The organism is Streptomyces sp. NPDC058525, assembly GCF_042719495.1.
In the GTDB taxonomy this organism is placed as follows: domain Bacteria; phylum Actinomycetota; class Actinomycetes; order Streptomycetales; family Streptomycetaceae; genus Streptomyces.
Genome location: NZ_JBHXNP010000009.1, coordinates 19,328 through 44,538, shown reverse-complemented (window position 1 = coordinate 44,538; position 25,211 = coordinate 19,328). Strand labels below are relative to the sequence as shown.

Sequence of the window (25,211 nt, the reverse complement as noted above, 5' to 3'; positions counted from 1 at the left end):
CACCGCACCCGCCGGCTCCCGCTTCCCGCCGGCCCCGCCCGGACCCGACAGTGGAGAACCTCTGATGACGAACCCCGCCGAGAGACTCGTCGACCTGCTCGATCTGGAGCAGATCGAGGTCAACATCTTCCGCGGCGCCAGCCCGCAGGAGTCCCTCCAGCGCGTCTTCGGCGGCCAGGTCGCCGGCCAGGCCCTGGTCGCCGCGGGCCGCACCCTGGAGAGCGACCGCCCGGTCCACTCGCTGCACGCGTACTTCCTGCGCCCCGGCATCCCCGGGGTGCCGATCGTGTACCAGGTGGAGCGGGTGCGCGACGGGCGGTCCTTCACCACGCGCCGGGTCACCGCGGTCCAACAGGGCAAGACGATCTTCAATCTCACCGCCTCCTTCCACCATCCGGAGGAGGGCAGCATCGAGCACCAGCTGCCTCCCCGCCTCGACTTCCCCCACCCGGACTCGCTGCCGAAGGTCGCGGACGAGATCCGCGAGCACCTGGGCTCCCTGCCCGAGGCGCTGGAGCGGATGGCCCGCCGCCAGCCCTTCGACATCCGGTACGTGGACCGGCTCCGCTGGACTCCCGAGGAGCTCAAGGACGCCGATCCCCGCAGCGCGGTGTGGATGCGGGCGGTCGGCCCGCTGGGCGACGACCCGCTCGTGCACACCTGCGCCCTGACCTACGCCAGTGACATGACCCTCCTCGATGCCGTGCGCATCCCGGTGGAACCCCTGTGGGGGATGCGCGGTTTCGACATGGCGAGCCTCGACCACGCCATGTGGTTCCACCGGCCGTTCCGGGCGGACGAGTGGTTCCTGTACGACCAGGAGTCGCCCATCGCGCACGGCGGCCGGGGCCTTGCCCGGGGCCGGATCTACGACCTGGAAGGCCGGCTGCTGGTCTCCGTGGTCCAGGAAGGCCTCTTCCGTCCGTACCCCGCCCGTCCTCCCCGGTAGTCCGCGAAACCCTCTTAGTCCCCGCCCTCCCCGCCGTCCCCGCCCTCCACGAGGAACCGAGCCCACCCATGCCCACCCCGGCCCTCCCCTGCCCCTGCGGGCTGCCCGCCGCCTACCCGGAGTGCTGCGGCCGCTTCCACTCCGGCGCCCAGCAGGCACCCACCGCGGAACGCCTGATGCGCTCCCGGTTCAGTGCCTTCGCCGTCGGCGACACCGCCTACCTGCTGCGGTCCTGGCATTCCTCGACCCGCCCGGCCCGGCTCGACCTGGATCCCGGTCAGCGCTGGGAGCGCCTGGAGATCCTCGCGACCGAGCGCGGCGGGATGTTCGAGACGGAGGGGTCGGTGGAGTTCCGGGCGCACTACCGCGAGGGCGGGCACACGGGCTCGCTGCACGAGCACAGCGATTTCGCCCGCGAGGCAGGGGCCTGGGTCTACGTCGGCCCGCTGTCCCCCGTCGACTTCGACTGACCGCGCGCCCCGGTCAGGGCGAAGTCCAGGCTGGTGCGGTACCAGTGGACCTCCTCGGGCGGTCCGGCCTTCAGCAGCGGGAGCGCCACGGCCGCGGCCGCCGGCGCCTGCGGATGCCCGTACGGCGGGGGCGGGGCGAGGGCGGCCAGCACGATCCGCTCCGCCGGGTCGGGCACGGCCTCCAGCAGCTCTTCCTCCGGGAGCACGGAGGCCAGCACAGCGGCCCGCTCCCACGGGTCGGCGGTCCGTCTCAGCAGCAGCCCGACGTGCCGTCCCCGCCACTTCCTCGGGCGCAGGTCGGCCCTGGCCTCCAGCAGTCCGCGGTCCGCCGGAGGTGCGACCCCGCGCAGCCGCGCCGGCTCCCGCGCCGCGAACTCCCGCAGCTCCGCGGTCAGGTAGAGCCACACCACCGCCCGGTAGCGGTTGATCCGGTAGCCGACCGGGGTGAGGTGCCCGCAGCGGGCGAGCCGGGTGAACCGGCTCGGTCCGACTCCCAGCACCCCGGCCGCCGCCTCCGCGCCGGCCACGGTCGCCACCCGCTCGCGCAGCGCCTGGGATCCGCCCTCGCCCGGTCGGCTTTCGGCGGCCCTGACCCGGTCCAGCTCGGCCCGGGCGTAGCGGGCGGCCCGACCGGGCGCCGACGGCCCGGCCCGCACGATCCCCAGCTGCACGGCCCGGGCGAACTCACCCCGGGTCAGCCCCAGTTCCCCGGCGGCCTGCACACCGCCCACCAGGACCTCGCCAGGGCCGCCGGCAGGCACGGCATCCCGGAGCGCGGCGCCGGCCCCGGCCCCCGACTGCGTCGCCATCGTCGCCATGGCCGTCGTCATGGCCGTCGTCATAGTCGTCGTCATCATCATCACGGTCTCCCCCACGAGCATCGATCACTCTGTGTGAAGACCGTAACTCAGAGCGACGACTCCCCGCGGCCCCTGTGGAAAACCTCGAAACGACCCCGACGACCCCGACGACCCCGACGACCTGGCCGGCCTCAGCCGCCGGTGACCCGCCGCTCCGCGACCCCCAGGTGCTCGCCCACCCGGTTGACCAGCAGCGTCATCTCGTACGCGACCTGCCCGATGTCCGCCTCCGCGGCGCTCAGCACGCACAGGGAGCTGCCCGCGCCCGCGGCCATGACGAAGAGCACCCCTTCGTCGTACTCGACCATCGTCTGCCGGACCTCCCCGGCCCGGAAGTGCCGCCCCGACCCCTTGGCCAGGCTCTGCAGTCCGGCCGCCACGGCCGCCAGGTGCTCCGCGTCCTCCCGCGCCAGCCCGGCGCTCGCGCCCGTCACCAGCCCGTCGTTGGACAGCACCACCGCATGCCGCACCTGCTGGACCCTGCGCGTCAGATCGTCCAGCAGCCAGTCGAGCTGCTTGTCCAGTGCCATTCCGAGCCCCTCCCCGTCGACGCGCCCGCATGGCCGCGCCGTGCCCCGCATAGTCGTCCCGCAAGCCTTCCCCACCAGTGCCTTTCCGGCAAGGAGGATGTCCTCATGGCGAAGAAGATGACGCAAGAGGAATGGCGGGCGTTCGTCTCCCACTCCACCCGCACCGGAAAGCTCTCCACCGTCCGCGAGGACGGCAGTCCCCACATCGCTCCGATCTGGTTCGTGCTCGACGGCGACTCCTTCGTGTTCAACACCGGCAGGGACACGGTGAAGGGACGGAACCTGGCCCGTGACGGGCGGGTCGCGCTGTGCGTGGACGACGACCGGCCGCCGTTCTCCTACGTGATCCTCCAGGGCCGCGCCGAGATCAGCGAGCACGCCGACGACCCGGACGGGATCCTGCACTGGGCCACCCGGATCGGCTCCCGCTACATGGGCGAAGAGCGCGGGGAGGCCTTCGGCCGGCGCAACGCAGTCCCCGGCGAGCTCCTCGTCCGCGTCCCCATCGACAAGGTGATCGCCATGGCCGGGATCGCGGACTGACCGACCCCGGTCCCCGACTCCGGTTCCCAGACCTCGGTTCCCCGACCCCGGCACCCCGACCCCGGTTCCCCGGCCCGTGCCGCCGCGCCGGTTCACACCGAATCGGCCTGCGGCTCCACCGAGTCCAGCAGCCGGGCGGTGTGCACCCGCCCGGCGTACTCGACCAGCCTGATCAGCACTTCCTTCCCCGAGTCCTTGTCCCGCGCGTCGCACAGCACCACCGGCGTGCCCTGGTCCAGGTCCAGTGCCCTCGACACGTCGTGGGCCCCGTAACGCCGTGCGTCGGTGAAGCAGTTGACGGCCACCACGAACGGGATGCGCCGGTGCTCGAAGTAGTCCACCGCCGGGAAGCAGTCCTCCAGCCGCCGCGTGTCCGCGAGCACCACCGCGCCCAGCGCCCCCTGGGACAGCTCGTCCCACAGGAACCAGAACCGGTCCTGGCCCGGTGTGCCGAACAGGTAGAGGGACAGTCCGGAGCGGATCGTGATCCGCCCGAAGTCCATGGCCACGGTGGTGGTCGTCTTCTGGTCCACCCCGCCCGTGTCGTCGACGAGTTCGCCCGCCTCGCTCAGCAGCTCCTCCGTGCGCAGCGGCCTGATCTCGCTCACCGCGCCGACCAGCGTGGTCTTGCCGACCCCGAAGCCGCCGGCGACCAGGATCTTCAGCGCGAGCGCGGCCAGTTCGGGGTCGTCCCCGGGACCGGGATCCGCCGGTCCGTCGTCGTGCAGTCCCATCACAGCGCTCGCAATCCCTCGATGACTTCCCGCAGAATCCGCTCGTCCGGCAGCTGTGCGGGCGGTACCGGCCTGCTGACCTTGACGTGCCCGCCCTCCAAGAGGTCGCCGAGGAGCACCCGCACCACCCCCACGGGCAGGTCGGCGTCGGCGGCGAGCTCCGCCACCGACTGGGTCTCGGACCGGCAGAGTCCGAGCAGGGCCCGGTGTTCCGGGCCGAGCAGCGACTCGGCGGCCGCGTCGGTGCCCTCCGGATCCACGACGACCAGTGCGATCAGGTCGAAGCGGACCCCGTGGGGCCCCGGCTTCGTACGCCCGCCGGTCATCGCGTACGGACGGACGAGCGGGCCCGCGTCGGCGTCGTACCACTGGCCGTTCATGTGCCGGACCGCCGCCCTCAGCCGGCGGCCGGCGGCCGCGCCGCGAACCGGGGCGGGGTGTAGAGGTGCTCGCCGACCTGCTTCACCAGGCGGGCCATCTCGTAGGCGATCAGCCCGATGTCGGCCCCGGCGCCGCTGAGCACGGCCAGACAGGATCCGTCCCCGGCGGCCGCGACGAAGAGGAAGCCGTCGTCCATCTCGACCATCGTCTGGCGCACGCCCCCGGCGTGGAAGTGCCGGCCCGCGCCCTTGGCCAGGCTGTGGAAGCCTGAGGCCACGGCGGCCAGGTGCTCGGCGTCCTCGCGGCTGAGCCCGCTCGAGGCGCCCACCGGCAGGCCGTCGTTGGACAGCACCACCGTGTGCCGGACCTCCCGGACCCGGACCACCATGTCGTCCAGCAGCCAGTCCAGCTCACCCGATCTGCGGACGCCCCCGTCGAGGCCGATCCTCTGGTGTTCGATCATCACACTTCTCCTTTGCTGCCTGCGCTGCCTTCACGGCCTTCACGGCCTTCGCGACCGTCGCGTACCTCGCGGCCCGCGTGCGGGGAGTTCTCCTGGGCGCCGCGGACCCAGCCGTCCCGGTACGCGGCCATCCGGTCCCGGGCCTGCTCCGGGCTGCGCCCGGGCGGATCGCCGGCGGGGGGCGCGCCCGCCGGGGCCTTGGGGGCGGGCGTCTCGCGCAGCTGCGGGACCAGGCTGGCCTGGCGGACCCGGCGCGGGAGTTCCGTCACGGAGGCGGAGGGGGGCGCGGCGACGTGCGCACCCGTGAGCGCGCCGCCCGCGGTGCGCGGCCTCAGTGCGGCCACCGGGGCGGGCCGGGGCTCCGGCCGGACGGACCCGGGGCCGGAGTCCGCGAGCCCGCGCGCGTCCTCCCGTACGACGGTCATCGCGGGCGGCTGCTCCGCCCTCCCGGCCGCCGGTGGCTTCGCGGCCGGTGCCGTGGCCGGTACGGGGGCCGGCGGCGCGGTCCGTGCCTCGGCGGCGGCGGCCCCGGCCCGGGGCTCGGGCTCCGGGGCGCCGGCCGTGATCGCGCCCTGGAGCATGGAGTTCGGCAGCAGCACCACGGCGGTGGTGCCCCCGTACGGCGAGGGGCGCAGGTGCACCTTCACACCGTGCCGGGACGAGAGGCGGCTGACGACGAAGAGACCGAGCCGGTCGCTGTCGAAGAGGTCGAGCGCCTCGGACTGCTCGATGCGCCGGTTGGCGTCGCTCAGGGTCTCGCGGCCCATGCCGAGGCCGCGGTCCTCGATCTCCAGGACGTATCCGGCGCCGACCGGTTCGCCGCTGACCCGGACCTTGGTGTGCGGCGGGGAGAACTGGGCGGCGTTCTCGATGAGTTCGGCCAGCAGGTGGGTGAGGTCGGCGACGGCGCCGCCGACCACGGCGGCCTCCGCGAGCTGGCGCACCTCGACCCGGGGGTACTCCTCGATCTCGGAGACGGCGGCCCGTACGACGTTCGTGAGCGGCACCGGCATCCGCCAGGCCCGGCCGGGGGCCGCGCCCGAGAGGATGATCAGGCTCTCGGCGTGGCGGCGCATCCGGGTGGTCAGGTGGTCGAGGCGGAACAGGTCGCCGAGCTCGTTCGGGTCGTCCGCTCGCCGTTCCATGGAGTCGAGCAGGGTGAGCTGCTTGTGTACGAGGACCTGGCTGCGGCGGGCGAGGTTGACGAACACCCCGGAGACGCCGCTGGCCAGCTCGGCCCGTTCGACGGCGGCGCTGAGGGCGGCCCGGTGGACGGTGGCCAGCGCCTCGCCGACCTGGGTGATCTCGTCGTCGGCGGGCGGCCCGGCCGACGTCTCGGCGGCGACGTCGATCTCTTCGGCCCGGCCCGCCCTGAGGCGCTCCATGGCGTCCGGGAGTTTGCGGTGGGCGATCTCCAGCGCCGTGTTGCGCAGCGAGACCAGCTCCACGACCAGGACGCGGCCGATGCGCACGGAGATGACCAGCGAGGCGGCGACGGCGGCCAGGCCCAGCAGCACGGCGGCTCCGGCCGGGCTGAGTGCCCCCTCGGCGAACGGATCGGCCCGGTCGGCGGCCGCGGCATGCGCGGCCCCCTCGATCTCGTGCATCGAGGCGGCGATGCCGGTGTGGGCGGCCTCCCATCCGGCGGGCACCCCGCGCGCGTCCTTGGCGGCGCCGGCCGCCAGCGCCCGGTCCTCGGCGGCGGTGAGGTCGGCGTAGGCGGCGCTCTTGGCGACGGACTGCCAGGCGTCCTGCTGGTCGGGCGGCAGGTCGCGGGCAGCGGCGGCGGTGAGGGCGCGGCGGGTGTCGATCGTGCCGGTCAGCTGGCGAAGCGTTTCAGCGCTGCGCGGGCCTGGTACGGCGAGCAGCGCGTCCTCCCGGGAGAGGAGCTCCGCGGCCCGGGCGAATTCCAGCAGGACCCGGGAGTCGGGGCCGAGTTCGGCGTCCTGTCCGCCGGTCAGGGCGCCGCCGACGGCGAGGGCCGAGTCGACCACGCGGGTGTAGATCTCGTAGGCGGCTTCGGGGGTGGCGCGGCGCCCGGTGATGTCCTTGCGGGCGGACTCCAGCGCCTCGGCCTCGGTGACGAACGCGCCGAGGCGGACCACGATGTCCGAGCCGTAGTTGCCGGAGTCCGCGGCGGTGTTGCGGTCTCCGAGCCGCAGCCGCCGGACGGCGGCCTCGGTGCGCCGGGCCTGCTGGTCCAGGGCGGCCGGGTCGGCGCCGGGATCGGCGAGGAGGCGGACGGCGGCCCGCCGCTCGGCCTGGATCTCGGTGACGGCGGCGGCGACGGGGGTGCGTATCTCGGCGTCGACCTGCTGGACGCGGGTGAGCCGGGCGATGTCCTGGGCGGTGCTGACGGTGGCGAAGGCCCAGAGGGCGAGCAGGGAGACGACGGGGACCATCAGCAGCGAGACGATCTTCGCGCGGACGGTGGCGGGGCGCAGCCGCAGCCGGGGGCGCCGGTCGTACGGCGGGGCGGGCGGGGCGGGCTGGTGGAGGGCCTGCTCGGGGTGTTCGTCGGCCGGCGGTCCGGCGTGGGCGCGGCGGCCCGTTCCCGCGCCGTGGCCGCGGCCGCCCGCCGGCGCGGGGAGCCGCGGCGCCGCTGCTTCCGGTTGTCTGCGGGGTGTGCGCATGGGCTCCTCGTTCCGGGGCGGTACCGACGGGTGCGGGTGGTTCGGCCGGCGGGTGGTTCGACGTACGGGTCGTTCGACGTGCGGGCGGATCGGCCTGCGGTGGTTCGGCGCGGGCGACGGCAGGTTGGGCGTGCGGCGGGGGTCAGTGGGCGGCCGCCGTGCGCTCCCCCAGGTTCCGGACGGAGTCGGACGCGGCCCGTTCGTCGGCGGTCGGCGACAGGGCGACGAAGGCGGCGGTGATGAACAGGTACGAGCCCAGCCCGACGGCGAGCGGGAAGATGAACTGCATGGCGGTGGCCCCGGGCAGCGCGGCGTCCGAGGGAGTGACGCTGACGGCGACGGCGGTCATCCCGGTGTAGTGCATGCTGCTGACGGCGGCGCCCATGACGAGGGAGGCGACGGCCACGGCCACCGGCGACTTGATGTTGAGCGCGGCCCACAGGGCGGCGGTGGCCGCGACCACGGCGATGGCGACGGAGAGGCCGACGGTGAGCGGGTCGTAGCTGACGCGGCCGTGCAGCCGCAGGGCGGCCATGCCCAGGTAGTGCATGCTGGCGACGCCGAGGCCGGTGGTGAGGCCGCCCAGGACCAGGGCCCGGCCGCGTTCCTTGCCGTAGCCGACGGCGAACACCCCCGCGCCGACGACCAGCATGGCGACGACCAGGCTGAGGACGGTGAGCGGCACGTTGTAGTGGATCTCGGTGCCGGTGACGTCGAAGCCGAGCATCGCGACGAAGTGCATCGTCCAGATGCCGGTGCCGATCGCGGAGGCCGCGGTGAGCAGCCAGTTGCGCCGGGAGGCGCCCGTCGCGGCGAGCGCGCGGACGGTGCAGCGCAGCCCGAGGGCGGCGCCGATGGAGGCCATCACGTATGACAGCACGGGTGTCAGCCAGCCGTAGGCGGCGTGGTCCAGGTGTCCCAGGTGTCCCATGGCCACCGGACGCTAGTCCGGGTGAGGGCGCGAACAGGGGGAGCATTTCGAAAGCCGCTGTAACTGCTGGAATATGACAGAGATACGTTCATGTTCGATCACGCCGCGTGCCACCTTGCACACGGTCCGCAGGCCCGTGCCCGCCCCGCCGGTGGGGGATCATGGGCGCATGAGCGAAGACCACACACACGTGCAGGAGTTCTTCGGAGCGCGCGCCGCCGACTGGGACCGCAAGTTCCCCGACGACGCGCCCGCCTTCGCGACCGCCGTCGCCGAGTTCGGACTGCGGGCCGGGGACCGCGTGCTCGACGCGGGGTGCGGAACCGGGCGGGCGCTGACCGCGCTGCGCGCCGCCGTCGGACCCGCCGGTGTCGTCCTCGGGGTCGATCTCACCCCGCAGATGCTGGCCGCCGCGCAGCGGGCGGGCCGGCGCGCCCAGGGTGCGCTGCTGCTGGCGGACGTGGCCCGGCTGCCGCTGCGCGACGGGGCGCTGGACGCGGTGTTCGCCGCCGGACTCGTCGCGCACCTGCCCGACCCGGACGCGAACCTGCGCGAACTGGCCCGGGTGGTCCGCCCCGGCGGCCGGCTCGCGGTGTTCCACCCGATCGGGCGAGCGGCCCTCGCCGCCCGGCAGGGCCGCGAGCTGACCCCGCAGGACATGCGGGCCGAGCACAACCTCGGCCCGCTGCTGGCCCGTTCGGGCTGGGAGATGACCTCGTACGCCGACGAGGACGCCCGCTTCCTGGCCCTGGCCGTACGCCGCGGCTGACATCTGCGCCGTACGTCGGCCCCTTGCCCGGGATGCGCGGACGTGCCCGGGATCACGCCGGAGGCTGAGCCTCGGCTCCGGCGGGCCGGCGGGGATGCGGAACGGGGCAGCCGCCCCTGCCGGGCACGGGGAAGGTGCCGAGCTCACCCACGTCGTACCCGCCCGGGTAGCTCTTGATCTCCGGGTTCTGCCGGCCGTAGTGCGGGGCCTTGCGCGGGGGCAGCAGCCGTACCGCGCGGCCGCGCAGCCGCAGGGCGCCCTGGACCAGCCGGCGCACCCGGGGGTGCGGGCGGGCGAACCGGAAGGCGTCCAGCAGCGGCTCGTCCAGGAGGGCGAGGCCCGCGCCGCGGACCGCGGGGGCGAGCGGCGCCGGGTACCAGGAGGCCATCAGGTCGAGCGTGGAGTCCGCGACCCCGCGGGCGCCCTCGTCCCAGCCGAACCACTCCTCCTCGTAGGCGTCGAGGGTGGACTCGAACTCCTCGAAGGAGCCGGGAAGGTCCGTGATGCCCAGTTGGCCGCCCAGGGTGGCGTAGTAGTTCGCGGAGGCCCGGCGCTCGTGGTGGGTCAGCGGGCGCCAGCCATACGCGTCCAGCCAGCGCGACGGAATCACCACGAACGTGCACAGGACGTAGCGCATGTCCTCGTTGGAGATGTCGTAGCTGCGGTGCATCTGGTTGACGCGGCGGATCGCGGTGCGCGCGGTGTCGTGCTCGAAACCGTGCTCCACGATGGCGTCGAGGAGCAGCGCGGTGTCGTCGTAGCGCTTCTGGGTGCGGTCCGTGAACTCGCCGGTCTCGGCCAGGAGACCGCCGATGGAGGGGACGGCGTAGGTGCGGAACAGGGCGAGCTCCAGGGCCCGGGCGAAGTCCCACGGGAACTCGTAGGCCGCGGTGAGCCGGTAGATGGCCGCGAAGTCCTGGTCGGGATCGAGACGGAGGATCTCCCTCAGCCGGTCGTAACGCTGCACCGGGTGTCCCTTTCTGTGGCGGGCTGCCAACTCTACGTGCAGGTAGCGGCCTTGGAAATCGTCGGCCGCAGACCCTCGACGGGTGGGTTACCCGCTGGTTAGGGTGCGCCGACGAGAGAGCTACCGGGAGGCCAGGTGTCCGACGACGAGGGTGGCGGCTCGCTGTACGTGCTGACCGCCGTGCTGCTGACCCCCGCGCAGTTCCCCAGCGTCCTGGGCGACGACTTCCCCGAGGCCTGCTCCCTGCTGGGCGTGGCGCCGAACGGGGAGGGCTACGGGCTGGTGCTCGGCCAGGACGAGGAGGGCGCGCGCTGGACGGTCGTCGTGGACGACGTGTCGCTCGTGGCCGCGGCCATCGCCTCCTGGGACTGCGGGATGGACTACGACCTGTCCCCGGACGAGCGGTCGATCGTGGTCTCGCTGGCGGGCTGGCCGCTGGAGCTGTCGGTGGCGGCCTCCGGGATTCCCGAACCGCACGATCCGGAGCAGGGCGCGGACGGCACCGGGCGGGTGCCGCTGGCTCCGCCCTCGGCGCAGAGCTGGGGGCCGGTGCAGCGGCGGATGGCCGCGGACCAGATCGCCCGGCAGTGGGACGACTGGCGCGAGCGCGAGGCGCTGGACGGCGGGGCGGCCGCTGCCGCGCATCCGGGGCTGGCGCGGGCGCTGGCGGAGGCCCAGGCGTACACGCTGGCCCCACCGCCGCCCGGCAGGGTGCGCTCCTCCTTCGCGGCCGCGGAGGCCCGGACCCTGCGGGCGGACGGTCCCGGCTGGTCGCTGGTGGCCCGTACGGGTGACGCCGCCTTCGTCCTGCTCGACGAGGAGCCGAGCGGGGTGATCGGGGTGCCGCGCGACGGGGAGACGGACCTGCCGGAGCTGCTGGCGGCGCTGGACCGCGTCGCGGTGCGCCCGGTGTGAACACGCACGGACAGCCCGGGGGAAGCGGGAGGAACGGGGAAGCCATGACGGTGGAGTGCGAGCCGGTGGGCGTGGTCGTGGGCGGCCGCGCGGAGGTGGCCGACGACGACTGGGGGCGCGAGAGCGCGGTGATCCGCCTGGACGCCGGCCGGTTCGGCCCGGAGGCGCTGTACGGGCTGGAGGACTTCTCGCACGTCGAGGTCGTCTACCACTTCGACCGGGTGCCGGCGGAGAAGGTCGAGACGGGCGCGCGCCGCCCCCAGGGCAACCCGGACTGGCCGCTGGTCGGCATATTCGCCCAGCGCGGCAAGAACCGGCCGAACCGGCTCGGCGTCTCGCGGTGCCGGGTGGTGAAGGTGGACGGCCTCGATGTCCACGTGGAGGGCCTCGACGCGGTGGACGGTACGCCCGTACTCGATCTGAAGCCGTACATGGAAGAGTTCGGCCCCCGCGGCGAACTGCGGCAGCCGCAGTGGGCGACGGCGCTGATGCACGGCTACTACTGAGCGGGCCGCCGGGCACCGTCCCGCCCGAGGACAGCGGCGGGACCGGCGCCGGCCCGCGCGCCCGGCGTCGGCCTCGGGGCCGCCGGAGCGGCCCCCGGGGCCGTCAGCGGCCTATCTGTTTCCTGGAAGCGCCCCGCAGACGACGCCGCTGAGAGGGGTCCAGCAGGAGATAGGCGGCCGCGGGCACACCGATCAGGACCAGCAGCCCCGCCCAGAACCCGACCGCCCAGAACAACACGATGGCTGCCGCGACTCCGGCAACCGCCACCTTTCCGCTCGTGGACATCTGCGGACACCTCCACCCGTCGTCGACCACTACCCCCCTCAACGCACCGCCGCGATCCCGCGTTCCCGGACGCCCCGACCGCCTGCGAAGTGACCCGGGTCACGGCCGGGCCTGAACCTCCGGGCCCGCTCGGTGGGGTAACCTCGGCCGCCCCGAACCCCCGGTAACCCCCGGTAGTCAAGCGTGAGGAATGCGTGCTCCCCGAGATCTCCGGCCTGATCCACTGCTCGGCCGTCTTCCTTCCCGCCGACCCCGCCCGCGACGGGCGGATCGCCCTCTGGCAGCCGGACGGCCGGGCTCCGGGCGCGGGCTCCCACGAGGAGCTCCGCGTCGTCACCGCCGACCTGCGGCGGACCGCAGTGACCGCCCTCGTGCTGCCCGTCGGCGAGGCCCTGCCGCTGCTCACGCGCGCCCGTACCGCGGCCGCCGGCACCGCGGCCGCCGGTACCGCGGCCGCCGGCACCGGGGCCGTCGTCCCCTCCGCGAGTACGGCGTTCTGGGGCGCCGCCGCCCTGCTGGCCCTGCGCTTCCTCGCCCGCGGGCAGCTCCTGCCCGGGCTGAGTCCCGCCGGCCACGACGCCTGGCGGACCGGCCCCCTGGACACCGCCGACCTCGAAGAGGTGCGGGAACTGGCCGCCGCCATGCCGCCCGAGGCCCACTGCCTGCCCCTGGACCCGGAGGGCCCGCCGCGGCTGCCCGCCCCCGAGCCGCTGCTGCGCGCCTTCCTCGACGCCGTCGCCGACACCCTGCCCCGCTCCCCCGCCGCCCCCGCGGCGGCCGCCGGGCCCGCCTACGCCGCCCGCCCGCCCCGCCCGCACCCCGAACTGCGCGACTGGGCCGCCGAGGTGGCCTCCGGCCACGACGCCGGCGTGCGCATCTCCCTGCGGATCGAGCTCGACGACCTCCTAGGCGGGCTCGGCCGCGCGCCTGCCGGCGCCGCCGACGGCTCCCCCGAGGCGGCCCCCGGCTTCCGGGCCGTCCTCCAGATGCACGGACCGGCCGACGCCGCGCTGGTCGCCGACGCCGCCGATGTCTGGGCCGGAACGGGAGCGGCCGCGGCCGCCTTCCCGCCCGGAGCCCGGATGGACGCCCTGCGCGCCCTGCGCCGGGCCGCCCGGCTGTGGCCCCCGCTCGGCCCGCTGCTCACCGCCGCCGTACCGGATTCCGTGGTGCTCGCCGACGAGGAGGTCACCGAACTGCTCGGCGGGGCCTGTGCTGCCCTGGCCGCCGACGGGGTGCAGGTGCACTGGCCGCGCGGCCTCGCCCGTACCCTCACCGCCCGCGCCGTGGTGGGCTCGCCGGGTTCGTCGGGTTCACCGGGTTCACCGGGTTCACCGGGTTCACCGGGTTCACCGGGTTCCTCGGAATCGCGGGGTTCCTCGGAATCGCGGGGTTCCCGCACCTCGCCGGGCCCCGATTCGTACGCCGATTCCACGCCGTCCGCCCTCCCCTCCGGCCTGCTCTCCCCCGGCGCCCTGCTCTCCTTCAGCTGGCGCTACGCCCTCGGCGGCCAGGACGACCTCACCCGCGCCGAACTCGACCGCCTCGCCGAGGCGAAGCGCCCGCTGGTCCGGCTGCGCGACCAGTGGGTCCTGATCGACCCGGCCGAGGCCCGCCGGGCCCGCGCCCGGCGGGACAGCAAGCTCACGGCCGCCGACGCGCTGGCCGCCGTACTCACTGGTTCGGCGGAGATCGACGGCGAGCGGGTCGAGGTGGCGGCAGCCGGCGCGCTCGAACGGCTGCGGGCGCGGCTGACCGCCGATCCGCAGGAGCCGGGCGGCCCCGCCGTCCCCCAGCCCCCCGAGCTGCGGGCCACCCTGCGCGACTACCAGCTGCGCGGACTGCGCTGGCTGGACCGGATGACCTCGCTCGGCCTCGGCGCCTGCCTCGCCGACGACATGGGCCTCGGCAAGACCGTCACCGTGATCGCCCTGCACCTGCACCGCAACCGCGACGGCGACGGCGACGGCGACGGCCGCGACCCTGTCCGCCCCCGCCCCCACCCCGCGCCCACGCTCGTGGTCTGTCCCGCGTCCCTGCTCGGCAACTGGCAGCGCGAGATCGAGAAGTTCGCCCCCGGTACGCCCGTGCGCCGCTACCACGGCCCCGCCCGCACCCTCGCGGGCCTCGGCGGCGGCTTCGTCCTGACCACCTACGGCACGATGCGCGCGGACGCGCCCGTCCTCGCCGCCACCGGCTGGGGCATGGTCGTCGCCGACGAGGCCCAGCACGTCAAGAACCCGCACTCCTCCACCGCGAAGGCCCTGCGCACCATCCCGGCCCCGGCGCGCGTCGCGCTCACCGGCACTCCCGTCGAGAACAACCTCTCCGAGCTGTGGGCCGTCCTCGACTGGACCACGCCCGGGCTCCTCGGCCGCCTCGGCGCCTTCCGCACCCGCTACGCCGAGCCCGTCGAGAGCGGCCGCGACCCGCAGGCGGCGGCCCGGCTGAGCGCCCTGGTCCGCCCGTTCCTGCTGCGCCGCAAGAAGTCGGACCCCGGCATCGCGCCCGAGCTGCCGCCGAAGACCGAGACCGACCACCCCGTCGCCCTCAGCCGCGAACAGACCGTGCTGTACGAGGCGGTCGTACGCGAGACGCTCGCCGCGATCGCCGAATCGGACGGGATGGAGCGGCGCGGCCTCGTCGTCAAGCTGCTGACCTCCCTCAAGCAGATCTGCAACCACCCGGCGCAGTACGCGAAGGAGCAGGCCGGCGCCCGTTCCGGCAAGCTGGACCTGCTCGACGAACTCCTCGGCACGATCCTCGCGGAGGGCGGCTCGGTGCTCGTCTTCACCCAGTACGTGGCGATGGCCCGGATCCTGGAGAAGCACCTCGCCGGACGCGGGATCGCCTCGCAGCTGCTGCACGGCGGGACGCCGGTGCCGCGCCGCGAGGAGCTCGTCGACCGCTTCCAGGCGGGCGAAGTCCCCGTGTTCCTGCTCTCCTTGAAGGCCGCGGGCACCGGCCTCAACCTCACCCGCGCCGGCCACGTCGTCCACTTCGACCGCTGGTGGAACCCGGCCGTCGAAGAGCAGGCCACCGACCGCGCCTACCGGATCGGCCAGACCCAGCCCGTCCAGGTCCACCGGATCATCGCCGAGGGCACGGTCGAGGAGCGGATCGCCCGGCTCCTGGAGCGCAAGCGGGCCCTCGCGGACGCCGTGCTCGCGGGCGGCGAGGGCGCGCTGACCGAACTGACCGATGCCGAACTGGCCGACCTCGTGGCGCTGCGCCCGACCCCCGGGAGTGACGGATGAGCCCCCGCGACCCGAACCGGAACCCGTACGCGGCCTCGTCCTCGTCCTCGTCCTCGTCCTCGTACGAGAAGACCTTCCCGGCCCTCCCGGCCGCCTCCGGCCGCGGCTTCGCCCGTACCTGGTGGGGTCACGCGTGGCTGCGCGCCCTGGAGGACAGCGCGCTCGACGGGGAGCAGGTCAGGCAGGGGCGCCGGTACGCGCGGGCGGGGTCGGTCGGGGCCGTGACCGTGCGCCCGGGCGGGCTGACGGCGGTGGTGCGCGACCGGGACGGGACGGCGCACCGGACGGACGTGCTCGTCCAGGAGTTCACCGGAGCACAATGGGACCGGCTGCTGGGCGTGGCGGCCGGGGAGTCGGGGTACATCGCGGCGCTGCTGGACCGTGAGGTGCCCCCGGAGCTGGCCGAGGACGCGGCGGCGGCCGGGGCGGACCCGCTGCCCGGGATCGGGGACCTCGACCCGCGCTGCGACTGCGGCGAGTGGGACCACTGCCCGCACACGGCGGCGCTCTGCTACCAGGTGGCCCGGCTGCTGGACCAGGATCCGTTCGTGCTGCTGCTCCTGCGCGGGCGCGGCGAACGGGCGCTGCTCGGGGAGCTGGAGGAGCGCAGCAGCGCGGAGGCGGAGGCTCCGCGGGCGGCGGGGGACGAGGGGGTTGCGGCGGCGGAGGCCTTCGCGGCGCGGGCCGTCCTGCCGGCGCTGCCCGCGCTGCCGGAGCTGCCGCAGGCGGCGGGCCAGCCGCCGACGCTGGACACCGAGGCCGAAGCGGACGGGCTGGACGTGGACGCGGTGGAGTTCCTGGCGCAGGCGGCCGCGTCGGAGGCGTACCGGCTGCTCGCGGAAGCGCTGGCTCCGGGCCATGCCGACCGGGTTCCTCCGGCTCCTCTCACGGCTGCCGAGGACGCCGTACGGCTCACGGCCGAGGCCGGTGACATCCGGCTCCGCGCCCGCCTGTCCGCGGCTGCCGGACGTGACCGGGTGGAGACGGAGCGGGCCGTACTGGCCTGGGGCTTCGGCGGGGCCCCGGCGCTCGCCGCGCTGGAGGACGACTGGACGCCGGACCGGACCACGCTGGCCCGGGCCCGGGCGGAGCTGGCGGCGGCCTGGGCGGACGAGGAGGCTCCGGTGCTTCGGCGGGTCCGCGCGCGCTGGACGGAGGCGGACACCGGGCGCCAGCTCCGGCTGGGCCGGGAGGGCCGCTGGTGGCCGTACCGCCGCGAGGCGGACCGCTGGGTCCCGGCCGGCCCGTCCGCCCCGGACCCGGCCTCGGCCCTGACGACCGATCCGGCGTAGGGCCGGGCCGGCCCAGGACCCGGCAGGTTGGGGCCGTGCTCGTGGGTTTCGGTTCGGACTGGCCGGTGTACCGCTTGTCGCGGGCCGGTCGCGGGACGACGATGGGGGCGCTCCGGGTACCGCGGCGGCACGGGAGGGTGGACATGGACGATCCTTCGGTGGCCCTGCCGGGCGGGACCGACCCCGCCGAGCGCACCCGCGAACTGCGGCGGGCGCATGCCGCGTTCACCCGGGACGGGCGGGTCGAGGCCCCGGTCCGCGCGGTGATCGCGCGGTCCTGGCGGCGCTGCGCCCGGGCCCGGGTCAGCCCGGAGTGCGTCCCCCGGGTGGAGCTGGCCGAGGCGCAGCTGCGCCCGTACCGCGAGGAGCACCCGATGGCCCGGGTGATGCCGCTGTTCCGGGATCTCGTCGGCGCGTTCGCGGCGAACGGGGCGCACCTGCTGGCGGTGTGCGACGCGCAGGGCAGGCTGCTGTGGGTGGAGGGCGAGCCGGGCACGCTGCGGCGGGCGGAGGGGCTCGGGTTCGTGCCCGGCGCGCGCTGGGCGGAGACGGCGATGGGCACCAACGCGCCCGGTACGGCGGTGGCGGTGGGCGAGCCCGTCCAGGTCTTCGGGGCCGAGCACTTCAGCCGGCGGGTCCATCCGTGGACCTGCGCGGCGGCCCCGGTGCGCGATCCGCGGACGGGCGGGCTGCTGGGTGCGGTGGACATCACCGGCGGCGACGGGCTCGCCCACCCCCATTCGCTCGCCTTCGTGCAGGCGGTCGCGCGGGCGGCGGAGGCGCAGCTGGCCCTGCTCGACCCCGGACCGCCGGCGGCGGGCGACACGCTCACCGCGCTCGGTCAGGACGAGGCGCTGCTGGTGGCGGGAGGCCGCCGGGTGCGGCTGGGGCGGCGGCACAGCGAGATCATGGTCCTGCTGGCGCAGCATCCGGCGGGGTTGTCGGGCGAGGAGCTGGCGATCGCCCTGTACGAGGACGAGTCGGTGTCACCGGTGACGTTGCGCGCCGAAATGTCCCGGCTGCGCACGCTACTGGGGCCGTCGGCGCCTCTCTCCCGGCCCTATCGGACGGCCGGTCCGCTGGCGGCCGACTTCACGGCGCTGACCCGGAACCTGGCCGCCGGCGCGGTCTCGGCCGCGCTCCACCGGTATCCCGGGCCGCTGCTGCCCGCCTCCACCGCGCCGGGCATCGTCCGGCTCCGGCGGCGGATCGAGGACCAGGCGCGGGCCGCGGTGATCGCCCGCGCGGACGCCGGGCTGCTGACCGACTGGGTGTGCAGTCCGTGGGGCGCGGACGACCCGGAGGCGTGGCGGGCGCTGGCGTCGGCGCTGCCGCCCGCGGACCGGTCGGCCGCGCTGGCCCGCGTACGCGCCCTGGACGGGGAGCTCGGCGCGTACGGGGTTCCCGTACGGCAGCCCGGGCGGCCGGGCGGCCGCGGGCGTGCAACGTATCCGCAACCTGCCCGCTCCTAGCCTCCCCTCGAGCGCCGTCCGGCGGTGGCCGGCGCCCGGCAAGGGGAGGTAGACCATGGCCCGTTACGCTGCGCCCGGTACCGAAGGGGCGCTCATGTCGTACGCACCCCGCTACGGCCACTTCATCGGCGGCGAGTACGCCGAGCCCGCCCGGGGCGGCTACTTCGCGAACCCGTCCCCCGTCACCGGGGAGGCCTTCACGGAGGTGGCGCGCGGTACGGCGGAGGACGTGGAGCGGGCCCTGGACGCGGCGCACGCGGCGGCGCCCGCCTGGGGGCGGACCTCCGTCACGGAGCGGTCCTCGATCCTGCTGCGCATCGCGGACCGGATGGAGCAGAACCTGGAGGCCCTCGCGGTCGCGGAGAGCTGGGAGAACGGCAAGCCCGTCCGCGAGACCCTGGCCGCCGACATACCCCTGGCGATCGACCAGTTCCGCTACTTCGCGGGGGCGCTGCGGGCGCAGGAGGGGGCCCTGAGCCAGCTCGACGACGACACGGTGGCCTACCACTTCCACGAACCGCTGGGCGTGGTCGCCCAGATCATCCCGTGGAACTTCCCGATCCTGATGGCCGTGTGGAAGCTGGCCCCGGCGCTGGCCGCGGGGAACACGGTGGTGCTCAAGCCCGCCGAGCAGACCCCGGCGTCGGTGCACTACTGGCTGAGCCTGGTCGCGGACCTGCTGCCGCCGGGCGTGGTGAACATCGTCAACGGCTTCGGCGAGGAGGCCGGGAAGCCGCTGGCCTCCAGCCCGCGCGTCGCGAAGGTCGCCTTCACCGGGGAGACCTCGACCGGCCGGCTGATCATGCAGTACGCGGCCGAGCACCTGAAGCCGGTCACCCTGGAGCTCGGCGGCAAGAGCCCGAACCTGTTCTTCGACGACATCTGGACGACCGACGACGACCTGCGCGACAAGGCCCTGGAGGGGTTCACCATGTTCGCCCTCAACCAGGGCGAGGTGTGCACCAGTCCGTCGCGCGCCCTGATCGAGCGGGGCCGGTACGGGGACTTCCTGGACGCGGCGGTGGCGCGCACGGAACTGATCGTGCCGGGGCATCCGCTGGACACGGACACGATGATCGGCGCGCAGGCCTCCGAGGAGCAGCTGAAGAAGGTCCTGTCGTACGTGGAGATCGGCCGGCAGGAGGGGGCGAAGATCCTCACGGGCGGCGAGCGCGTGGACCACGGCGGTGACCTGGCGGGCGGCTTCTACGTCCAGCCGACCATCTTCGAGGGCGACAACCGGATGCGGATCTTCCAGGAGGAGATCTTCGGCCCGGTGGTGTCGGTGACCTCGTTCCACGACTTCGACGACGCGGTGCGGATCGCGAACGACACGTCCTACGGCCTGGGCGCGGGCGTCTGGACCCGCGACATCAACACCGCCTACCGCGCGGGCCGCGCGATCCAGGCGGGCCGCGTGTGGACGAACTGCTACCACGCCTATCCGGCCCACGCGGCCTTCGGCGGCTACAAGCAGTCGGGCATCGGCCGCGAGACGCACAAGATGATGCTGGAGCACTATCAGCAGACGAAGAATCTCCTCGTCTCGTACTCGCCGAAGAAGCTCGGCTTCTTCTAGGACCACAAGAAACGGCGCCTGACCTGGGCTTTTGCCCGTCAGGCGCCGTTGGCGCGACCCTCTCGACGCGGACATCGGATTTTCCTGTTCCTCCCAGTTCATCCCGCCCCTCTCCCACTCCAGACCGGCTGTTCCGGACCAGTCACGGACCAAACCGGGCTCATCGGGTGGGTGGCACGCCCTTGCTGACGCGGTCCCACTCCTCCATGGACTGCTCGATGAGACGGTTGGCCTGCTCCTGAACGCCATCGAGGAACTTGGCGTAGTACTTGAACAGGACGTGGATGCTGTGACCGGCCCGCCGAGCACACTCAGCAGGGTCGACACCCGAGTGGAGCCAGAACGAGATCCCGGCATGCCGCAGGTCGTAGGGCCGCTTCGCCAGACCGGCCGCGAGCTCCGTGCGGGTCAGGACATACTCCCGCGCTCTCGACCAGGTGATCCCGTACGCCGCCGCCTCCACGTAGTTGCCTGCCTGGTTCTGGAACAGCCGCCCGTCCGGGGCGACACCGAAGCGCTCGACGTGGTCACGCAGGACGCGGACGAACTGCGGCGGAATGGGAACGGGTCGGGTTGCCGTCGCGGCACGGCGCTTGAGCGAGTGGACTTCGTAGACCTCACCGTCGTCCGTCCAGTCCTTGCCCGCGGTGACGACGCCGCCCGTCAGATTGAGCATGCCCCAGCCCGTCTCGGGCAGGTGGCACTGTTCGAGACGGAGGTGGATCACCTCGGCCGGCCGCATGGCCGCGAAGTACATGCAGCCGAAGAACGCTTCGAGGTGGGGGCCACGGCCCCGCTGTTGCCCCACTGCCGACAGCAAGCGAGCGACCTGGAGCGGGTTGGGCACCGAAGCCGGGTCGACCTCGTCCTCGACCGACGGAGCGTTCCACCTGATCCCCGCTAGGGGGTTGTCGACGAAGTAGCCGTTCTCCACAGCCATGTTGAGCACTTCACTGAACGCCGATCTCTTGCGGCGCGTGGTCTTGGCCGCAGCAGGCTTTCCGTCCAGCTTGAGGCACAGCGCGTCCAGCGCTCGACGCATGACGGCGGCCTCATTCAGGGAGCCAAGGGGCAGAGAATTCCTCTTGACCCAATCGAGCGCCTTCCTCCATTCCTCGGGCGGCTCCTGCTCCCACGCCTTCTTGTTGAACGCGTAGGAGTACAGCGCCCTCCGCAGCACCCGCGGCTCCGGATAGACGGATCCCGGACGAACCAAGGCGGGAGTGACGGTGGCGAACGCGTCTGCAAGGGTTCGACGCGTGTTCCCCGGCGTCCGAGCCCACCGCTGCTCGAGGTATTCATGTGCGAGGTCGTACCATGTCGTCTTCTGCCGTAGCGCTCGCAGCTCCGACGCCGGCAGCCCCGACTCTTCGTCAAATGCCTCGCCTTCGCGGGCTGCCGTCATCAGCTTCGAACGCCGACTCTCGGCAAGGCCGAAGGTCATGAACGACTCTGACTTTTCGAGCCCGCTGACGGTCCAGCGCACCATGAATGGCTTGCGCCGATCCGGGCGCTCACGTATGTCCCAGAAGCGAACGTTGTAACTCAGCGCCAAGTGTCAGAATCCTTCTCGCAAGCCTCCCACCAGGCATCCAGATCGGAACGACGACACCTGAGTTCACCATTTGGAAGTTTGATCATGCTGGGCGCGTTCCCCCGAGCACGCATCCGATAGAACGCCGACGGACTCATGCGGATTTCCGCCAGGACCTCCGCAAGTTTCAAGGCAGGCGGGCGAGCCATACTTCCTCTCATCTCTGCATATCAGGTGGCCGCGATCGCAAGGCAGGGAAGCGCATTGCGTTCCGACCCCCACGGCGGGTGGACAGCTGCGTTCGCTTCGCCCCACCGCCAAGTGCAGCAACTGCGAACAGAGGCAATGGTCCGCACAATCCCCGGTTTCGGAAACCGGGGATCATCCGCTATATTTCGCGCCGCCGCCGGCGCCACCCGGACGGGCTGCACAAGCGAGCCATCGGGTACCCCCGCTGCTCACTACAAGGCCAGCCACCCGGACCTTTGAGCGCACGAACAGGATTCTCAAGCAGCTGCCCTCCTTGGACTACGACGCGGTGACGTAATGCAGAGCGCCCTGGAACGCCGGGCGATCGGGGAGGTTGTAGATTGACATGCACCTGCGAGATGTTCCAGTCCTGTTGGGCCCGTCACCGTCTGCCGTGAGCGATCTGGTCTCGGACGCACGACTGCCTGCTACGCGGTCCCGTCGTCGACCAATCCATGACTCCTGGAAATCAGATTGGCAGCGGCCCAAATTCGACGTTGGATTCCATCTCAGGACGAACGAGTAAATGGGCTCGGTCTGGGCGTCGACGGCGGCCAGGGCGCGGCAGTGGAAGCCCTCGGTGCCGGCGAAGAACAGCGGTAAGTCGTAGTGGTAGATAACGAGGCGTCGACGTCGTGTATCTCGGCCAGGCGGAATCCACGCCCAGGAGACGTCGTGCGTGCGGGCGACCCTGGCAAGGAGGTCGATGACGGAGAGGGCCACGGCGACCAGGACGCCGAACATGAGGGCGCCGGGGCGCAGCCAAGGGCCCGAAGGAGTCCGCAGAGCGGAATGCCACAGGTCGGCGGGGCTGGCCCAGCTCGATCAGGCGGACGACGGTGTAGGCGACGCTCGCGCCGAGGAAGCCAGCGGGGGTGCCGCCTGCGCAGCGGTCCGAGGAAGAGCAGAACGACCGCTACGCAGGCGGCGCTGACGATGAAGTCACGCTGGCGGAGTCGGCGAGAGACCGAAGTCGAGCCGCACCTTCTACACGGCAAGACCCTGGAAGGGCGGCTGGACGGTGCTCTGCGGCACAAGCCCTCCGGCTGGCAGGGCCCTATCAACTCCCGCCGAGCGAACCGGGGCATCAGCGCACCGGATCAGCGTTCTGCGGCGTCCTTCCAGTAGTCCTCGAGCATCTCCCCGGGCCACGCGGGCTGCGTGACGGCGCCCCTCGGCAGGAATTCATCGAACACGGCCACCAGGTCCACTACCAGGGTGCCCTCGTCGGCGTCGAGGTCGGTGACGTGCAGGTCTCGCCCGTCGATGCGGAGCAGCCGCGGGAACGACGTCGCAAGCCGGGCCGGGCGCCGGTGGTTGTGGTGCACGAAGGTGCCCGTCGCCGGCCACGCCGGATTGTCGCGCGGACTGCGGGCGTGGAGAGCAACGTCGTCGGGAGAGCCGAAGTTGAAGAACCAGGTGACCTGGAGGTGGGAGAACTCTTCGATCCCCTGCAGCGTCTCCACCGGGTACTCCGGGCGCAGGCGAATGATCGACTCCACACCGCCCTTGAAGTCGTCAAGCCGCCCCTTGTGGCCTCCGACCACGTCGGCGATCACCGGCACCTCGATGGACTTTGCGGACACGCCTTCCCCCTTCTCCGCTCGCGGCACAGCAAGGCGGTCGACCACTGGCCGTCCGCCTTCACCACCATGGCGCCGTCAGGCTACTCGTTCGAGTACGGCCTTGGCGCGCTCGTCGATCTCCGCCGCCGCGCTGATCCCCCGGTTACGGAAGGGGGACAGCACCCGTCGCATGTTCACGGCGGCCTCACGCACTCGGCCCGACTGCACGCCTTCCATCGCGTCCAGCGCCTGTGCCCACGTCATGCACGCGGCCTCGACGTTGCCCTTGCGGGCCTGCAGCGTGCCCATGTAGCCCAACGTCACCGCATGGGTACGGCTGAAGGTGTCGGCCTTCCGCGTCAGCACGCTGTTGTTGAACTCCCGGAGCGCTCCGTCGAGATCACCGAGCGTCCACAGGGTGCGCGCGGTCTCGTGGGCCAGAGACGCCCGCTGGAAGAACCACACCCGACTCGGATCCTCGTCACCGCCGCCCGCCGCAGCAAGGTCATCCTCGGCCCGCAGGAGTGCTGCGATTGCCGCCCGTTTCTGCCCATCGGCGGCAAGGCTGCGCGCTTGCACAACACCGAGCAGTGCCCTCTCGCGGGGTGTCGCCAACGTATACCGCTTGCGTTCGACGGAGGCTGTGGCGAGGTCGACAGCAGTCTGCGGGTGGCCGAGGTCCGTTGCCTGGTGAGCCATCGCCCGCAGGATATGGCCGGCGAGCGGAGCGTCGTCGGCTTCGGCCGCGAGCTTGAGAGCCAGGGTGAAGTAGCGCCGGCCGGCTTCGTGGTGGGAGGCATCGAAGCTCATCCAGCCGGCGACGTACACCGCCTCTGAGGCAGCGGCGAGGAGTGCGCGGCGAGTGTCGTCGCTGGTGAACACCCCGCCGATGTATCTGGCGACATCATCGACAAGGTATTGGTAGAGAGCCGTGCGGCCGTCCATGCCGCCGTGTCGCTGGTCTCGCCGAGAGAAGAACTCCGTCATCTCCCGTACGGCGCTGACCTCTGCGGCCCCAACCCTGCGGCTCGTCGCGGCCTGCCGGGACTCCGCCCGCTGAGGAGCCTCGTCCCACCACTGCTGTCCAGGCAGGGTCAGGCCGCCGACCGAGTAGGCGGTACCGACCAGCAGCCGGCGGCGTTCGAGGTCCACGTCGCTTCTCCCAAGGTCTACCAGCGCAGTCAGCGTATCGACGTGCCACTCGGATGCTGCGGCCACACCCATGTCCGTTAAGGAGAGCCCGATTTCGGCTGCGGTGACGGGGCGTTGAAGCCGACGCGACAACGTCTCGCACAAGATAGTGGGCGCTCTACCGGAGGGCTGGGTTCCTGCCACCCACATGGCGATGTGCGAGCGGCTCGTTCCCAGCAATTCCTGCGCGCCGACCTCAGCCGCGACCCTCACGAAGGCAGCCGCCACCTTCGGCTGCGACCAGCCGGTTTCCGCGATCGCGTCGGCCAGCTTCACGTTTCGCTCGCGCGCCATCGTCTACCTCGGTTCACGAAAACGATCTTTGACGGGTTTGACGGCCTCGGTTGCCGTCCGGAGATACCGCCGCGGTGTGATTCACGGTTCGCTCTTGGTCAACGAAACCACCAACTGCCCTCGCTCGGGAGGAGACCGGTGAAGACCAGCCAGACGCCTGATGACGGCCTCCGGGACGCTCCGGGCCACGGCGGCCCACCTCTCTCCAGCCCGACGCACAGCGCGATATATCCACCCGCCGGTGGTGGCACTGCTGCTGCAGAACCTCCGCCGCTTCGAGTGCTCCGACAAAACGGCCGATCGAGCCCGCCACGGGCTCTGGCACGAGCTGCGAGAAGGCGAGCATGGACCGAATCACGAGCCTGGGAAGCGTAATTGACGCCCCCGAGCAACAGACGAGCCTGCGGCTGGCCGCCAACGACAGGGCGCCGGGCAGGGCCCGGTCCTTCACCCGCAACGCTCTGACGGCGTGGGGTGCCGGGGACCTCCTCGACCAGGCCGTACTGATCGTCAGCGAGCTCACCACCAACGCCGAGCGGCACGGCCGGACTCCCGACACCAGCTGCGTCCTGCCCCCTGTTTCGGACTGCGACCCCGTCGATGAGATCACGCTGACGCTCGCCCTGCAGGCGGGCGTCGTGGGGATCGAGGTGGAGGACAAGTCCCCGCAGCCGCCGGTGCCGCGTATTCCCTCGCTCTACGCCAGCAGCGGGCGCGGCCTGTGCCTCGTGTCGGCGATGGCCGACGTGTGGACGGCCTGCCCTCTGAAGGACGGCAGCGGAAAGCGGGTGATCGCCTTCATCAAGCGCACGGAGTCCCCCGTAACCCCCTGAGCCCCTGC

Annotated in this window: 24 protein-coding genes; 11 read left to right on the top strand and 13 right to left on the bottom strand. The window is 73.0% G+C overall.

Annotated elements, in window-relative coordinates; translation table 11 throughout:
• The first annotated feature begins 64 nt into the window (after positions 1 to 64).
• Both ACFWP3_RS07310 and ACFWP3_RS07305 read left to right on the top strand, forming a co-directional pair.
• Entirely contained in the window at positions 65 to 949 is an 885-nt protein-coding gene (locus ACFWP3_RS07310) for an acyl-CoA thioesterase (protein ID WP_384217105.1), read from the top strand.
• A gap of 68 nt (positions 950 to 1,017) precedes the next feature.
• Positions 1,018 to 1,419 (top strand): YchJ family protein, encoded by a 402-nt coding sequence (locus ACFWP3_RS07305; protein WP_384217103.1) that lies wholly within the window; start codon positions 1,018 to 1,020, stop codon positions 1,417 to 1,419.
• Here ACFWP3_RS07305 and ACFWP3_RS07300 read toward each other — a convergent pair.
• Both ACFWP3_RS07300 and ACFWP3_RS07295 read right to left on the bottom strand, forming a co-directional pair.
• A complete protein-coding gene (locus ACFWP3_RS07300) occupies positions 1,383 to 2,249 on the bottom strand; it encodes a DUF6397 family protein (protein WP_384217101.1) in 867 nt (288 codons plus the stop codon). The genes ACFWP3_RS07305 and ACFWP3_RS07300 overlap by 37 nt on opposite strands.
• A gap of 161 nt (positions 2,250 to 2,410) precedes the next feature.
• Positions 2,411 to 2,809 (bottom strand): roadblock/LC7 domain-containing protein, encoded by a 399-nt coding sequence (locus ACFWP3_RS07295; RefSeq protein WP_361763358.1) that lies wholly within the window; start codon positions 2,807 to 2,809, stop codon positions 2,411 to 2,413.
• A gap of 105 nt (positions 2,810 to 2,914) precedes the next feature.
• On the opposite strand from ACFWP3_RS07295, the gene ACFWP3_RS07290 reads away from it, so the two are divergent.
• Positions 2,915 to 3,352: a PPOX class F420-dependent oxidoreductase gene (locus tag ACFWP3_RS07290; protein WP_384217097.1), complete on the top strand. Its 438-nt coding sequence runs from the start codon at positions 2,915 to 2,917 to the stop codon at positions 3,350 to 3,352.
• A gap of 92 nt (positions 3,353 to 3,444) precedes the next feature.
• On the opposite strand, the gene ACFWP3_RS07285 is transcribed toward ACFWP3_RS07290, so the two are convergent.
• From ACFWP3_RS07285 to ACFWP3_RS07265, 5 genes are all read right to left on the bottom strand, one after another.
• Positions 3,445 to 4,086 (bottom strand): ATP/GTP-binding protein, encoded by a 642-nt coding sequence (locus ACFWP3_RS07285; protein ID WP_384217095.1) that lies wholly within the window; start codon positions 4,084 to 4,086, stop codon positions 3,445 to 3,447.
• Positions 4,086 to 4,466 (bottom strand): DUF742 domain-containing protein, encoded by a 381-nt coding sequence (locus ACFWP3_RS07280; RefSeq protein ID WP_069919003.1) that lies wholly within the window; start codon positions 4,464 to 4,466, stop codon positions 4,086 to 4,088. Before ACFWP3_RS07280 ends, ACFWP3_RS07285 begins: the two co-directional genes overlap by 1 nt.
• 17 nt (positions 4,467 to 4,483) lie before the next feature.
• The gene (locus tag ACFWP3_RS07275; RefSeq protein ID WP_384217092.1) at positions 4,484 to 4,930 is read right to left on the bottom strand and encodes a roadblock/LC7 domain-containing protein; all 447 of its coding nucleotides are present in this window, start codon (positions 4,928 to 4,930) and stop codon (positions 4,484 to 4,486) included.
• Complete coding sequence (locus ACFWP3_RS07270; protein WP_384217090.1) at positions 4,930 to 7,563, bottom strand: nitrate- and nitrite sensing domain-containing protein; 2,634 nt, start codon at positions 7,561 to 7,563, stop codon at positions 4,930 to 4,932. The genes ACFWP3_RS07275 and ACFWP3_RS07270 overlap by 1 nt, the downstream gene beginning before the upstream one ends.
• A gap of 142 nt (positions 7,564 to 7,705) precedes the next feature.
• Positions 7,706 to 8,485, bottom strand: coding sequence for an MHYT domain-containing protein (locus tag ACFWP3_RS07265; RefSeq protein ID WP_384217339.1), 780 nt, complete (start codon positions 8,483 to 8,485; stop codon positions 7,706 to 7,708).
• 178 nt (positions 8,486 to 8,663) lie between these two features.
• On the opposite strand from ACFWP3_RS07265, the gene ACFWP3_RS07260 reads away from it, so the two are divergent.
• A complete protein-coding gene (locus tag ACFWP3_RS07260) occupies positions 8,664 to 9,263 on the top strand; it encodes a class I SAM-dependent methyltransferase (RefSeq protein ID WP_384217088.1) in 600 nt (199 codons plus the stop codon).
• Positions 9,264 to 9,315: 52 nt separating this feature from the next.
• Here ACFWP3_RS07260 and ACFWP3_RS07255 read toward each other — a convergent pair whose 3' ends face one another.
• Complete coding sequence (locus tag ACFWP3_RS07255) at positions 9,316 to 10,230, bottom strand: oxygenase MpaB family protein (RefSeq protein ID WP_384217086.1); 915 nt, start codon at positions 10,228 to 10,230, stop codon at positions 9,316 to 9,318.
• 135 nt (positions 10,231 to 10,365) lie between these two features.
• Here ACFWP3_RS07255 and ACFWP3_RS07250 point away from each other — a divergent pair, with 135 nt between their 5' ends.
• Entirely contained in the window at positions 10,366 to 11,145 is a 780-nt protein-coding gene (locus tag ACFWP3_RS07250; RefSeq protein WP_384217084.1) for a hypothetical protein, read from the top strand.
• 44 nt (positions 11,146 to 11,189) lie between these two features.
• Complete coding sequence (locus ACFWP3_RS07245) at positions 11,190 to 11,651, top strand: SAM-dependent methyltransferase (RefSeq protein ID WP_384217082.1); 462 nt, start codon at positions 11,190 to 11,192, stop codon at positions 11,649 to 11,651.
• 103 nt (positions 11,652 to 11,754) lie between these two features.
• Here ACFWP3_RS07245 and ACFWP3_RS07240 read toward each other — a convergent pair whose 3' ends face one another.
• Positions 11,755 to 11,937: a hypothetical protein gene (locus ACFWP3_RS07240; protein ID WP_384217080.1), complete on the bottom strand. Its 183-nt coding sequence runs from the start codon at positions 11,935 to 11,937 to the stop codon at positions 11,755 to 11,757.
• 194 nt (positions 11,938 to 12,131) lie between these two features.
• Here ACFWP3_RS07240 and ACFWP3_RS07235 point away from each other — a divergent pair, with 194 nt between their 5' ends.
• The 4 genes from ACFWP3_RS07235 to ACFWP3_RS07220 all read left to right on the top strand — a co-directional run bounded on the left by ACFWP3_RS07235 (position 12,132) and on the right by ACFWP3_RS07220 (position 19,537).
• Positions 12,132 to 15,194, top strand: coding sequence for a DEAD/DEAH box helicase (locus tag ACFWP3_RS07235; RefSeq protein WP_384217078.1), 3,063 nt, complete (start codon positions 12,132 to 12,134; stop codon positions 15,192 to 15,194).
• Positions 15,191 to 16,486 carry an SWF or SNF family helicase gene (locus ACFWP3_RS07230; RefSeq protein ID WP_384217075.1) on the top strand — a complete coding sequence of 432 codons (1,296 nt, stop codon included), beginning with the start codon at positions 15,191 to 15,193 and terminating at the stop codon, positions 16,484 to 16,486. Before ACFWP3_RS07235 ends, ACFWP3_RS07230 begins: the two co-directional genes overlap by 4 nt.
• Positions 16,487 to 16,629: 143 nt before the next feature.
• Positions 16,630 to 17,958 carry a GAF domain-containing protein gene (locus tag ACFWP3_RS07225; RefSeq protein ID WP_384217073.1) on the top strand — a complete coding sequence of 443 codons (1,329 nt, stop codon included), beginning with the start codon at positions 16,630 to 16,632 and terminating at the stop codon, positions 17,956 to 17,958.
• A gap of 55 nt (positions 17,959 to 18,013) precedes the next feature.
• Entirely contained in the window at positions 18,014 to 19,537 is a 1,524-nt protein-coding gene (locus tag ACFWP3_RS07220; protein ID WP_384217070.1) for an aldehyde dehydrogenase family protein, read from the top strand.
• A gap of 160 nt (positions 19,538 to 19,697) precedes the next feature.
• Here ACFWP3_RS07220 and ACFWP3_RS07215 read toward each other — a convergent pair whose 3' ends face one another.
• The 4 genes from ACFWP3_RS07215 to ACFWP3_RS07200 form a co-directional block, all read right to left on the bottom strand.
• Positions 19,698 to 21,092, bottom strand: a complete 1,395-nt coding sequence (locus tag ACFWP3_RS07215; protein ID WP_384217068.1) for a tyrosine-type recombinase/integrase — start codon at positions 21,090 to 21,092, stop codon at positions 19,698 to 19,700.
• On the bottom strand, positions 21,083 to 21,280 hold the full coding sequence (locus tag ACFWP3_RS07210) for an AlpA family transcriptional regulator (RefSeq protein WP_078632552.1): 198 nt from the start codon (positions 21,278 to 21,280) through the stop codon (positions 21,083 to 21,085). Before ACFWP3_RS07210 ends, ACFWP3_RS07215 begins: the two co-directional genes overlap by 10 nt.
• A 1,140-nt stretch (positions 21,281 to 22,420) precedes the next feature.
• Positions 22,421 to 22,906: a TrmO family methyltransferase gene (locus ACFWP3_RS07205; RefSeq protein ID WP_384217066.1), complete on the bottom strand. Its 486-nt coding sequence runs from the start codon at positions 22,904 to 22,906 to the stop codon at positions 22,421 to 22,423.
• 75 nt (positions 22,907 to 22,981) lie between these two features.
• Complete coding sequence (locus ACFWP3_RS07200) at positions 22,982 to 24,370, bottom strand: Tat pathway signal protein (RefSeq protein WP_384217064.1); 1,389 nt, start codon at positions 24,368 to 24,370, stop codon at positions 22,982 to 22,984.
• 344 nt (positions 24,371 to 24,714) lie between these two features.
• Here ACFWP3_RS07200 and ACFWP3_RS07195 point away from each other — a divergent pair, with 344 nt between their 5' ends.
• Positions 24,715 to 25,203 carry an ATP-binding protein gene (locus tag ACFWP3_RS07195; RefSeq protein WP_384217061.1) on the top strand — a complete coding sequence of 163 codons (489 nt, stop codon included), beginning with the start codon at positions 24,715 to 24,717 and terminating at the stop codon, positions 25,201 to 25,203.
• Positions 25,204 to 25,211: the final 8 nt, after the last annotated feature.

What these genes read in the sequence shown, in the direction of transcription:
- ACFWP3_RS07310 (WP_384217105.1), top strand. Translation starts at nt 65, where the DNA reads ATGACGAACCCCGCCGAGAGACTCGTCGACCTGCTCGATCTGGAGCAG.
- ACFWP3_RS07305 (WP_384217103.1), top strand. Translation starts at nt 1,018, where the DNA reads ATGCCCACCCCGGCCCTCCCCTGCCCCTGCGGGCTGCCCGCCGCCTAC.
- ACFWP3_RS07300 (WP_384217101.1), bottom strand. Translation starts at nt 2,249, where the DNA reads ATGACGACGGCCATGGCGACGATGGCGACGCAGTCGGGGGCCGGGGCC.
- ACFWP3_RS07295 (WP_361763358.1), bottom strand. Translation starts at nt 2,809, where the DNA reads ATGGCACTGGACAAGCAGCTCGACTGGCTGCTGGACGATCTGACGCGC.
- ACFWP3_RS07290 (WP_384217097.1), top strand. Translation starts at nt 2,915, where the DNA reads ATGGCGAAGAAGATGACGCAAGAGGAATGGCGGGCGTTCGTCTCCCAC.
- ACFWP3_RS07285 (WP_384217095.1), bottom strand. Translation starts at nt 4,086, where the DNA reads ATGGGACTGCACGACGACGGACCGGCGGATCCCGGTCCCGGGGACGAC.
- ACFWP3_RS07280 (WP_069919003.1), bottom strand. Translation starts at nt 4,466, where the DNA reads ATGAACGGCCAGTGGTACGACGCCGACGCGGGCCCGCTCGTCCGTCCG.
- ACFWP3_RS07275 (WP_384217092.1), bottom strand. Translation starts at nt 4,930, where the DNA reads ATGATCGAACACCAGAGGATCGGCCTCGACGGGGGCGTCCGCAGATCG.
- ACFWP3_RS07270 (WP_384217090.1), bottom strand. Translation starts at nt 7,563, where the DNA reads ATGCGCACACCCCGCAGACAACCGGAAGCAGCGGCGCCGCGGCTCCCC.
- ACFWP3_RS07260 (WP_384217088.1), top strand. Translation starts at nt 8,664, where the DNA reads ATGAGCGAAGACCACACACACGTGCAGGAGTTCTTCGGAGCGCGCGCC.
- ACFWP3_RS07245 (WP_384217082.1), top strand. Translation starts at nt 11,190, where the DNA reads ATGACGGTGGAGTGCGAGCCGGTGGGCGTGGTCGTGGGCGGCCGCGCG.
- ACFWP3_RS07240 (WP_384217080.1), bottom strand. Translation starts at nt 11,937, where the DNA reads ATGTCCACGAGCGGAAAGGTGGCGGTTGCCGGAGTCGCGGCAGCCATC.
- ACFWP3_RS07230 (WP_384217075.1), top strand. Translation starts at nt 15,191, where the DNA reads ATGAGCCCCCGCGACCCGAACCGGAACCCGTACGCGGCCTCGTCCTCG.
- ACFWP3_RS07225 (WP_384217073.1), top strand. Translation starts at nt 16,630, where the DNA reads ATGGACGATCCTTCGGTGGCCCTGCCGGGCGGGACCGACCCCGCCGAG.
- ACFWP3_RS07220 (WP_384217070.1), top strand. Translation starts at nt 18,014, where the DNA reads ATGGCCCGTTACGCTGCGCCCGGTACCGAAGGGGCGCTCATGTCGTAC.
- ACFWP3_RS07210 (WP_078632552.1), bottom strand. Translation starts at nt 21,280, where the DNA reads ATGGCTCGCCCGCCTGCCTTGAAACTTGCGGAGGTCCTGGCGGAAATC.
- ACFWP3_RS07200 (WP_384217064.1), bottom strand. Translation starts at nt 24,370, where the DNA reads ATGGCGCGCGAGCGAAACGTGAAGCTGGCCGACGCGATCGCGGAAACC.
- ACFWP3_RS07195 (WP_384217061.1), top strand. Translation starts at nt 24,715, where the DNA reads ATGGACCGAATCACGAGCCTGGGAAGCGTAATTGACGCCCCCGAGCAA.